The organism is Streptomyces sp. SDT5-1 (assembly GCF_052245995.1).
GTDB lineage: Bacteria > Actinomycetota > Actinomycetes > Streptomycetales > Streptomycetaceae > Streptomyces.
Genome location: NZ_CM125963.1, coordinates 1,404,229 through 1,413,581, shown reverse-complemented (window position 1 = coordinate 1,413,581; position 9,353 = coordinate 1,404,229). Strand labels below are relative to the sequence as shown.

Below are 9,353 nucleotides of genomic sequence, written 5' to 3'. Positions count from 1 at the left end.
GGACGGGATCCAGCCCCGTGTGAAGATTCGACGAGGGGCGCCCGAACGCTAAGTCGACCGTTCGAAGCAAGTCAATAGGTTCATTCGGAAAGTAGTGCAAAGTCCGGGTGGGTCTGGCGGACTTGATTCGGAGGTGGTTAATGTTCAGTCCGACCTCGAACAAACCGATCGAAGCAAGTACGCAGCGAAGCAAGTCTCCAGGGGGACGTGATGGCGGACACCGCGCACGAGGGCGAGCCGGGCTCGGCCCAGCACATACTGCGGCTCGTCTCGTCCGGAGCAGCGGCCTCCCGCGCCGACCTCGTCAGGGAGCTGGGCCTCGCGCCCTCCACCGTCTCGCTGCGCGTGCAGGAGCTGGTCGCGGCGGGCGTGCTCACCGAGTCCGGCGAGGGCGCATCGCGCGGCGGGCGCAGGCCCCGGCTGCTCCGGGTGAAGGCGCAGGGCGGCGTCGCGCTCGCCGCCGACCTCGGCAGCCGGCACGCGCGGCTCGGCGCCGTCGACCTCGGCGCCGAGGTGCATGACGCCGTCGACCTGCCGCACGACATCACCGCGGGACCCGAGTCCGCCGTCGACTGGCTGTGCGAGCAGGTGGCCCGGCTCGCGGACAAGCAGCGGGAATCGGGGCGTACGGTGCGGGCGCTCGGGGTGTCGTTCCCCGGCCCCGTCGACCCCGCAGACGGCCGGGTCCTGAGCCCGTCGCGGATGCCGGGCTGGCACCGCTACCCGCTGCGCGACGTCCTCGCCGAGCGGCTCGGCATGCCGGTGACCGTCGCCAACGACGCCACGATGATGGCGGTCGGCGAGCACCGCACCTCCCGGCCCGAGCTCGACCACATGGTCGTGGTGAAGGCGGGCCGCGGCATCGGCAGCGGCGTCATCGTCGCGGGCCGCCCGCACGACGGTGCGAACGGCAGCGCGGGCGACATCAGCCACGTCCGCGTCGAGGCCGCGGGCGAAAGGCCCTGCTCCTGCGGGAACATCGGCTGCCTGGAGACCGTCGCCAGCGGCGCCGCCCTCATCCGCGAACTTGCCGAGCAGGGCGTCGAGGTGGCGAACACCACCGAACTCCTCCAGCTCGTCGCCGACGGCGACCCCGTCGCCACCACCCTCGTCCGCGCCGCGGGACGCCACATCGGCACGGTGCTCTCCGTCGTCGTGAACTTCTTCAACCCGCGGGCCGTCGCCATCGGCGGCGTCCTCGCCACCGCCGAACCCCTCGTCGCCGCCGTGCGAGGCGTCCTCTACGAGCGCTGCCTGCCGCTCGCCACGGCGGACCTCGAGATCACAACGACGGCCGCGGGCCGCGACGCGGGCCTGCTCGGCGCGGGACTCACGGCGCTGCACACCCACCTGTCGACCACCGCCCCCGCCCCGAAGGAAGAGAGCGTCCACGCATGACGAGCACCACCCCGCCGATCACCGGCCGCCGCCTGCGCATCGGCATCGGCGGCATCGGCATCGAGTCGTCCACGTTCTGCCCGCACCGCTCCACCACCGACGACTTCCGGCAGACGCGCGGCCAGGACCTCCTCGACCGCTACACGTGGACGCGGTCCGGCTCGGACCTCGCCGATCTCGTCGAGTGGGTGCCGCTGCTGCACGCCACGTCGCTGCCCGGCGGCCCGGTGGAGGCCGAGTCGTACCTGATCCTCAAGAACGAACTCGTCACCCGGATACGCGAGGCGGGCCCGCTCGACGGGCTCGTCTACGACATCCACGGCGCCATGAGCGTCATCGGCCTCACCGACGCCGAGGGCGACCTCACGGAAGCGGTCCGCGCGGCCCTCGACCACAACGGCACCCCCGACGACCCGGCAGCGGGGCGCCCCATGATCTCCACGGCGATGGACCTGCACGGCAACGTCTCACGCCGCTTCGCCGAGCCCGTCGACCTGCTCACCGCGCACCGCCTCGCCCCGCACGAGGACGCCTGGGACACCCGCGAGCGCGCCGCCCGCAACCTCGTGCGCTGCCTGCGCGAGGGCGTCCGCCCGCACCGCGCCTGGGTCCAGGTCCCGGTGCTGCTCCCCGGCGAGAAGACCAGCACACGGCTGGAGCCCGCCAAGTCGCTCTACGCCTCGCTCGCCGACATCGAGCAGAAGGACGGCATCCTCGACGCCGCCATGTGGGTCGGCTACGCCTGGGCCGACGAGCCGCGCTGCAAGGCGGCCATCGTCGTCACCGGCGACGACGCCGAACTCGCGGCGCGGGAGGCCGAGTCCCTCGCCCGCCGCTACTGGGACGCCCGCAAGGACTTCCTCTTCGTCGGCCCGACCGGCAGCGCCGAGGAGTGCATCGAGCAGGCCGTCGCCTCCGACCGGCGCCCCTTCCTCATCAGCGACTCCGGAGACAACCCGACGGCGGGCGGCGCGGGCGACCTCGCGTACATGCTCGGCAAGCTGCTCGAGAACGACGCGATCCGCACGGGCAAGGTCACGGCGGTCCACCCCGGCATCACCGACCCCGTCGCCGTGGCGGCCTGCTTCGAGGCCGGGGTCGGCGCCGAGGTCACGCTCTCCGTCGGCGGCAAGGTCGACGCGAACCACGGCGGGCCGTACGAACTCACCGGAACCGTCGAGGCGTTGCAGCGCGCCACCGACCAGAAGGACCGCGCCGAGGGCGGGGCGTACGACCGGGGCGTCGACATGGCGGCCGTCCGCGTCGGCGGCCTCACCGTGATCCTCGTCGAGCGCCGCAAGCCGTTCCACACCCTCGCCGACTTCATGGGACCGGCCGACGGCGGACTCGGCATCGACCCGCGCACGTACGACGTGGTCGTCGTCAAGATCGGCTACCTGGAGCCGGAGCTGCACGACATGGCGGCGGACTGGCTGCTCGCGCTCACCCCCGGCGGCGTCGACCAGGACCTGCTGCGCCTGGGACACCACCGGGTGGAGCGCCCGCTGTACCCCTTCGACGAGGACGCGTACGAGACGGGGCCGGGCCCCGACCTCACCGCGACTCTGTTGTAGGTCTCAGTCCAACCACTCCGACTCGTACTTCTCGTACGTGCCGTCGTGCGTCGTCAGGTGCACGAACTGGTCGACGTACTCGTGGAAGTCGCGGTCGCCGCGCGGCGTCGCGTACGCCTTCTCCGCGAACGTGAACGGCTTGTCGGGGTGGACCGAGCACAGCTCGGGGTGGAGCTTGGACTGGTAGAGCGTCTCGCTCGCGTCGGTCATCATGACGTCCGCCCGGCCCGCCACGATCTCGTCGAAGATCGTGCGGTTGTCCGGGTGGAGCTTGATGGTGGCGTTCTTGATGTTCGCCCGGGCGAACTGCTCGTTCGTCCCACCGGGGTTGACGATGACGGTCGTCCCCGCCTGGTCGATGTCCTTCAGCGTCTGGTACTTGTCCTTGTCCTCGCACCGCACGATCGGCGTCTTGCCGTCCTCGCGGGTCGGCTCGCTGAAGTACACCTGGCGGGCGCGCGGCAGAGTGATCGAGACACCGCCGACGGCGACGTCGCACTTCCCGGCCGACAGGTCGGAGGCGATGTTCGCCCAGGTGGTGTCCACCCACCGGGCCTTCGCGTCGAGGCTCTTGGCGAGCTCCTTCGCCATGTCGATGTCGATGCCGCTGTACGAACCGTCCTTCAGGTCCTTGTACGTGAACGGCTTGTAGTCCCCGGTCGTGCACACCCGCAGCACCCCGGACTTCGGCACCGAGTCGAGCAGACTCGCCTTCTTACCGGTGGCCTTCTGCACCGCCGACGGCGCGGCGGGAGCGGCGGCGGTCAGGCCCAGCAGGCAGACCAGGGCGGACAGGGTGGCGACACGTTGTCTGGACGTGCGGCGGCTCATCGCGACTACTCCTCGACAGTTGATTGCAAGCTGAACGAATCGTCCAGCGGCACACCCTGTCAGAAGAGTTCACACCGGTGAAGACGGTGTCCACGGCTCGGAAGGGCCGCGGACACCGGCTCTCTCCGCTACGCCGCGGCCGCCAGCCACAGGTCAGGGCCGAAGACCTCGTAGTGGATGTTCGACGGGGAGACGCCCTTGGCGAGGAGTTGTTCGCGCAGGGTGCGCATGAAGGGGAGGGGGCCGCAGAGGTAGGCGTGGGTGCCCGAGGGCACGGGGACGGTCGTGAGGTCGGCGAGGCCCGCGTGGTGGTCCGTCGGTGCGCCCTCCTCGTACCAGAAGTGGGCCGTGGCGTCCGGGAGTTTGGCGGTGAGGGCCGCGTGTTCGGTGCGCAGGGCGTGGGTGGCGGGGGAGCGGTCGGCGTGCACGACGGTGACCGGGCCCGTGTGCCGGGTGGCGGCGAGATCCTCCAGCATGGCGAGGATCGGGGTGCAGCCGATGCCGGCGGAGGCGAGCAGGAGGGGCGCCTCGACGGCGGTCAGGGTGAGGTCGCCGTACGGTGCGGAGACGCGCAGCCGGTCGCCCTCGTGGACGTGGGCGTGCAGGTGGTTCGAGACCTCGCCGTCGGGCGACGGCGCGTCGCCCACGACCCGCTTCACCGCGATGGAGCGGACCGTGGCGCCGGGCGCGCCGGTCAGGCTGTACTGGCGTATCTGGCGTGCCCCGTCCGGGAGTTCGACCTGTACGGAGACGTACTGGCCCGCCTTGAAGGCGGGTCCGGGGGCACCGTCGGCCGGGCGCAGCAGGAAGGACGCGACGTCGGGCGTCTCCTCGGCGCGCGACACCACCTCCCACTCGCGCCACACGTCGCCGTCGACCGCGCCCTGCTCCGCGTAGAGCCGCTTCTCGATGGCGATGAGGGCGTTCGCCATCAGCCAGTACACCTCGTCCCAGGCGGCGGCGACCTCGGGGGTGACCGCGTCGCCGAGCACCTCGGCGATGGCGGCGAAGAGGTGCTCGTGCACGACCGGGTACTGGTCCGCGCGCACGCCGAGGGAGGCGTGCTTGTGCGCGATGCGGGCCAGCATGACGTCGGGGCGGTCGTCCGGGTGGTTCACGAGGTGCCCCGCGAACGCGGCGATCGAGCCGGCGAGGGCCTGGCGCTGGGTGCCGGCCGCCTGGTTGCCGCGGTTGAACAGGTCGCGCAGCAGCTCGGGGTGGGCCGCGAACAGCTTCTCGTAGAAGAGGCCGGTGATGTCCTCGATGGCGGCGCCCACGGCGGGGAGGGTGGCGCGGACGACGGCGGCCGACTGGTCGGTGAGCATCGACGGGACTCCTTAAGTTGCATCTCAGATTCATATTTAAGCGTGCGGGTGGTTCCCGGCTCGCTGGGGGTGGGGGCGGGCGGCTGCCCGCACTCATGGTGTCGGAGTCAGCCGGTCGGCGGAGGGGGCGAGAGGGACACCAGGAGGGGGCCGGTCGGGTCCTTGACAAGGTCGTCGAGCGTGAGCGGGTCCAGCGTCCTGAAGAACGCCTCCTGCGCCTCGCGCAGCGCGCCGCGCAGCCGGCAGGCCGAGCGCAGCGGGCACGGAGTCGCGCCGTCGCAGTCCACGACGTCGCCCGGCCCCTCGAGTTCGCGCACGAGTCCGCCGATGGAGGCCGAGCGGCCGCCCGCGGTGAGGGCGAGTCCGCCGCCCCGGCCGCGCCGCGCCTCCACGAGCCCCATCCGCTGAAGCTTCGCGACGACCTTCGCGGTGTGCGTGTACGGCACCTGCATGGCGCCCGCCACCTCGCGCGTGGTGGGCAGTTCGCCCTCCTCCACCGCGAGACGCATCAGGACGCGCAGGGCGAGGTCCGTGAATCGCGTCAACCGCATAAATGCACAGTATAAATGTTGCATCTGGAATGCAAATTATCGGTTTCCGTTCCCGAGGTCGGCGCTCCCGTCCCGCAGACCGGCCGCCGTCTCGGCCAGTGTCCGCAGCATCAGCTCCGTCACCGGCGCCGACTCGTGCCCCGCCAGGACGTACGCCGACACCCGGCGGCTGCTCGCGGGCTCCGGAGGACGGGCCACGACCTCGGGGTGGCGCAGGAACGACAGCGCCATGCCGGGCACCAGCGCGATCCCCGCGCCCGCCGCCACGAGCCCCCGCACCGCCAGCGTGTCGTCCGTGGTGAAGGCGATGTCCGGCGCGAAGCCCGCCTCCGCGCAGGCCGCGACGACATGACCACGGCAGCGGGCGCAGCCCGCGATCCACCGCTCCCGCTCCAGACGCGCGAGCGCCACCCGTTCGCTCCCGGCGAGCGCATGCCCGACCGGCAGCAGGACCAGCAGCTGATCGTCGAGCAGCGGCACCTCGACAAGCCCCTCCTCGGCCCCCCGGCCCGTCGCGCCGTCCTCGGGCGCGAACGCGAGCGCCAGGTCGCAGCGGCCCTCGCGCAGCGCGCGCAGCGAGTCCGGCGGCTCCTCCTCCGACAACTCGACGCGGATTCCGGGGTGTTCGGCCGCGACCCGGGCGACGGTCGCGGGAAGCAGCGCGGCGTTCGCGCTGGGGAAGGCGCAGACCCGTACCCGCCCCGACTCCAGGCGCGTGATCGCCCTCAGCTGACCATGGGCCGTCTCCAGGGAGCTGAGGATGCCCGTCGCGTGCCGGGCCAGCAACTGCCCCGCGTCCGTGAGCCGCAGCCCGCGTCCCGCGCGAATGAACAGCGGGGTGCCCGCGGCGCGTTCGAGCGCCTTCATCTGCTGACTGATGGCGGGCTGCGTGTACCCGAGGTCCCGCGCGGTCGCCGCGTAGGAGCCCGTGCGCACGACCTCGGCGAACGTCTGGATGTGCCGCGAGTCAAACATGCGTACAAGCTATGGAGTTCACCCCGCAAGTCAAGATCGATAAGAGTTTCTTGGGGGTGCCAAAGAAACGCGATGTGGACCTCGCGGCGCCCGTGCGTCAGTGTGTCCGAACCCCCGTGTTTCCCGAGGTCAGTGCCGGTCCCACACCCCGGACCGACGCTCTCGGGCGTCCGTGCAGCGCACCACTCGTCCCGCCACGACCCAGGGAAGTCACGTGACCTCAACCGCACGCATCGCCCGCCGCTGTGTCCCGCTCGCCGTCACGGCCTGCCTCGTGGCCCTGACGACCTCGTGCAGCAAGAGCTCCGACGTCACGACGACCGCGGGCGGGGTGAAGCTGGTCCACAAGGGCAGGCTGACCACCTGCACCCACCTGCCGTACGCGCCCTTCCAGTCGGAGAAGAACGGCAAGGTCGTCGGCTTCGACGTCTCCCTCATGGACCTCGTCGCGAAGAAGCTCGACGTGAAGCAGGACATCATCGACAAGTCCTTCGAGACCATCAAGACGGGCGCCGACCTCAACGCGGGCCTGTGCGACGTCGCCGCCGCCGGCATGACCATCACCGACGAGCGCAAGCAGAACCTCGACTTCTCCGACCCGTACTTCGACGCCGACCAGGCGCTGCTCGCCCGCAAGGGCGTCGAAGCGAAGACCCTCGACGACGTCAAGGCCAAGAAGCTCAGGCTGGGTTCGCAGGCCGCGACCACCGGCGAGGACAAGGCGCACGCCACGGGCGTCGACCCGCAGTCCTTCGAGAGCTCCGACGCCGAGCTCAACGGGCTGCGCACCGGCCGCGTCGACGTCCTCATCCAGGACTACCCGGTCGTCCAGAACTGGCTCAAGGACTCCTCCGTCGCCGCCAAGTTCGAACTCCTCGGCACCGTCCCGACCGGTGAGCGGTACGGCTTCGCCGTGAAGAAGGGCGGCAACCCGAAGCTGCTCGCCGCCATCAACGACGCGATCGGCGCGGCCAAGAAGGACGGCACGTACAAGAAGCTCTACGAGAAGTGGATCGGCCCGATGCCGAAGGGCGCCGACAAGTGAGCACCGTGAAGTCGCCCTCCGCAGACGGCAGTTCGCGGGAGGCGGCCACGCCCCGCAAGCGCATGTCGCCACGCCGCAGGCGCAAGGTGACGCGCGTCGTCCAGTACGTGGTCCTGGCCGCCGCCGTGCTGCTCGCCGCGACGCTCGCCGACTGGGGGCAGCTCCAGCACCAGTTCCTCGAACCGTCCGTCGCCCGCCGGATGTTCCCCGACCTGATCACGACGGCGCTGGTCAACACGGTGATCTACACCCTCACCGGATTCGGCGTCGGCCTCGTGCTCGGCCTGGTCATCGCCCTGATGCGGCTGTCGTCCGTGGCGCCCTACCGCTGGCTCGCCTCCGTCTACATCGAGTTCTTCCGCGGCCTGCCCGCCTTGCTCATCTTCATCTTCATCGGCGTCGGCGTGCCGCTCGCCTTCCCCGGCACCGCGCTGCCCGGCGGTGTGTACGGGCAGGTGGCCATCGCGCTCGGCCTGGTCGCCGCCGCGTACATGGCCGAGACGATCAGGGCCGGCATCCAGGCGGTGCCCCGCGGCCAGTTGGAAGCCGCCCGCACGCTCGGCATGTCGCAGGCCCTCGCCATGCGCTCGATCGTCATCCCGCAGGCCTTCCGCGTCATCGTGCCGCCGCTCACGAACGAACTGGTGCTCCTGTTCAAGGACTCCTCGCTGGTCCTCTTCCTCGGTGTCTCCCTGGAGACCCGCGAACTCACCAAGTTCGGCCGGGACCTGGCCGGCGAGACCGCCAACAGCACACCCATCTTCGTCGCGGGCCTGTGCTACCTCCTCGTCACCGTCCCCCTCGGCTATCTGGTGCGCCGCCTCGAAGCGCGGCACGCGAAGGCCAGGTGACACGCGCCATGACATCCGACACCAAGGACGGGGACACACCCATGACCGCGGCCATCGAGATCCAGGGACTGCACAAGTCGTTCGGCGACCTGGAGGTGCTGCGCGGCATCGACTTCACCGTCGAGCGCGGCGAGGTGGTGTGCGTCATCGGCCCCTCGGGCTCCGGCAAGTCCACCCTGCTGCGCTGCACCAACCTCCTCGAGGAGCCCACCTCGGGGCGGGTGGTGGTGGCGGGCGCCGACCTCACCGACCCGGACCTCGACATCGACCGCGTGCGCCGCCGGATCGGCATGGTGTTCCAGCAGTTCAACCTCTTCCCGCACCTGAACGTCCTGGAGAACCTGACGATCGCGCAGCGCCGGGTGCTCGGCAGGGACCGGGCCGAGGCCGAGCGGACCGGGCGCGCCCACCTCGAACGGGTCGGCCTCGCCGACAAGGAGACCAGCTATCCGGCGCAGCTCTCCGGCGGCCAGCAGCAGCGGGTCGCCATCGCCCGCGCCCTGTCGATGGGGCCCGAGCTGATGCTGTTCGACGAGCCGACGTCCGCGCTCGACCCCGAACTCGTCGGCGATGTGCTCGGCGTGATGCGGTCCCTGGCCGACGAGGGCATGACGATGATGGTCGTCACCCACGAGATGGGCTTCGCCCGCGAGGTCGCGGACCGCGTGGTGTTCATGGACGACGGCGTGGTCGTCGAGGAGGGCCGCCCGGACGAGGTGCTCGGCAACCCCCGCCACGAGCGCACCCGTTCGTTCCTGGCACGGGTCGTCCACCCGGCGCAGGCGCCGACCGCGGAGGCGTAG

9 protein-coding genes are annotated in these 9,353 nt (G+C 71.1%); 5 read left to right on the top strand and 4 right to left on the bottom strand.

Features of this window, described 5'->3' with window-relative positions; genetic code table 11:
- The first annotated feature begins 210 nt into the window (after positions 1-210).
- Positions 211-1,398, top strand: coding sequence for an ROK family protein (locus ACTWJ8_RS06720; RefSeq protein WP_443263285.1), 1,188 nt, complete (start codon positions 211-213; stop codon positions 1,396-1,398).
- On the top strand, positions 1,395-2,972 hold the full coding sequence (locus tag ACTWJ8_RS06715; RefSeq protein ID WP_443263284.1) for a M81 family metallopeptidase: 1,578 nt from the start codon (positions 1,395-1,397) through the stop codon (positions 2,970-2,972). Before ACTWJ8_RS06720 ends, ACTWJ8_RS06715 begins: the two co-directional genes overlap by 4 nt.
- A 3-nt stretch (positions 2,973-2,975) precedes the next feature.
- Here ACTWJ8_RS06715 and ACTWJ8_RS06710 read toward each other — a convergent pair whose 3' ends face one another.
- The 4 genes from ACTWJ8_RS06710 to ACTWJ8_RS06695 all read right to left on the bottom strand — a co-directional run bounded on the left by ACTWJ8_RS06710 (position 2,976) and on the right by ACTWJ8_RS06695 (position 6,654).
- Positions 2,976-3,803 carry a transporter substrate-binding domain-containing protein gene (locus ACTWJ8_RS06710; protein ID WP_443263283.1) on the bottom strand — a complete coding sequence of 276 codons (828 nt, stop codon included), beginning with the start codon at positions 3,801-3,803 and terminating at the stop codon, positions 2,976-2,978.
- A gap of 128 nt (positions 3,804-3,931) precedes the next feature.
- On the bottom strand, positions 3,932-5,128 hold the full coding sequence (locus ACTWJ8_RS06705) for a globin domain-containing protein (protein ID WP_443263282.1): 1,197 nt from the start codon (positions 5,126-5,128) through the stop codon (positions 3,932-3,934).
- A 107-nt stretch (positions 5,129-5,235) separates the two neighbouring features.
- Positions 5,236-5,679 carry an RrF2 family transcriptional regulator gene (locus ACTWJ8_RS06700; RefSeq protein WP_443263281.1) on the bottom strand — a complete coding sequence of 148 codons (444 nt, stop codon included), beginning with the start codon at positions 5,677-5,679 and terminating at the stop codon, positions 5,236-5,238.
- Between the two features lie 36 nt (positions 5,680-5,715).
- Positions 5,716-6,654 (bottom strand): LysR substrate-binding domain-containing protein, encoded by a 939-nt coding sequence (locus ACTWJ8_RS06695; RefSeq protein ID WP_356383762.1) that lies wholly within the window; start codon positions 6,652-6,654, stop codon positions 5,716-5,718.
- Positions 6,655-6,868: 214 nt separating this feature from the next.
- Here ACTWJ8_RS06695 and ACTWJ8_RS06690 point away from each other — a divergent pair, with 214 nt between their 5' ends.
- The 3 genes from ACTWJ8_RS06690 (at position 6,869) to ACTWJ8_RS06680 (ending at position 9,353) form a co-directional block, all read left to right on the top strand.
- Complete coding sequence (locus tag ACTWJ8_RS06690) at positions 6,869-7,699, top strand: transporter substrate-binding domain-containing protein (protein ID WP_443263280.1); 831 nt, start codon at positions 6,869-6,871, stop codon at positions 7,697-7,699.
- A 62-nt stretch (positions 7,700-7,761) separates the two neighbouring features.
- Positions 7,762-8,550, top strand: a complete 789-nt coding sequence (locus ACTWJ8_RS06685) for an amino acid ABC transporter permease (RefSeq protein ID WP_356383889.1) — start codon at positions 7,762-7,764, stop codon at positions 8,548-8,550.
- Positions 8,551-8,558: 8 nt separating this feature from the next.
- Positions 8,559-9,353: an amino acid ABC transporter ATP-binding protein gene (locus tag ACTWJ8_RS06680; protein ID WP_443263279.1), complete on the top strand. Its 795-nt coding sequence runs from the start codon at positions 8,559-8,561 to the stop codon at positions 9,351-9,353.

What these genes read in the sequence shown, in the direction of transcription:
- ACTWJ8_RS06720 (WP_443263285.1), top strand. Translation starts at nt 211, where the DNA reads ATGGCGGACACCGCGCACGAGGGCGAGCCGGGCTCGGCCCAGCACATA.
- ACTWJ8_RS06715 (WP_443263284.1), top strand. Translation starts at nt 1,395, where the DNA reads ATGACGAGCACCACCCCGCCGATCACCGGCCGCCGCCTGCGCATCGGC.
- ACTWJ8_RS06710 (WP_443263283.1), bottom strand. Translation starts at nt 3,803, where the DNA reads ATGAGCCGCCGCACGTCCAGACAACGTGTCGCCACCCTGTCCGCCCTG.
- ACTWJ8_RS06705 (WP_443263282.1), bottom strand. Translation starts at nt 5,128, where the DNA reads ATGCTCACCGACCAGTCGGCCGCCGTCGTCCGCGCCACCCTCCCCGCC.
- ACTWJ8_RS06700 (WP_443263281.1), bottom strand. Translation starts at nt 5,679, where the DNA reads ATGCGGTTGACGCGATTCACGGACCTCGCCCTGCGCGTCCTGATGCGT.
- ACTWJ8_RS06695 (WP_356383762.1), bottom strand. Translation starts at nt 6,654, where the DNA reads ATGTTTGACTCGCGGCACATCCAGACGTTCGCCGAGGTCGTGCGCACG.
- ACTWJ8_RS06685 (WP_356383889.1), top strand. Translation starts at nt 7,762, where the DNA reads ATGTCGCCACGCCGCAGGCGCAAGGTGACGCGCGTCGTCCAGTACGTG.
- ACTWJ8_RS06680 (WP_443263279.1), top strand. Translation starts at nt 8,559, where the DNA reads ATGACATCCGACACCAAGGACGGGGACACACCCATGACCGCGGCCATC.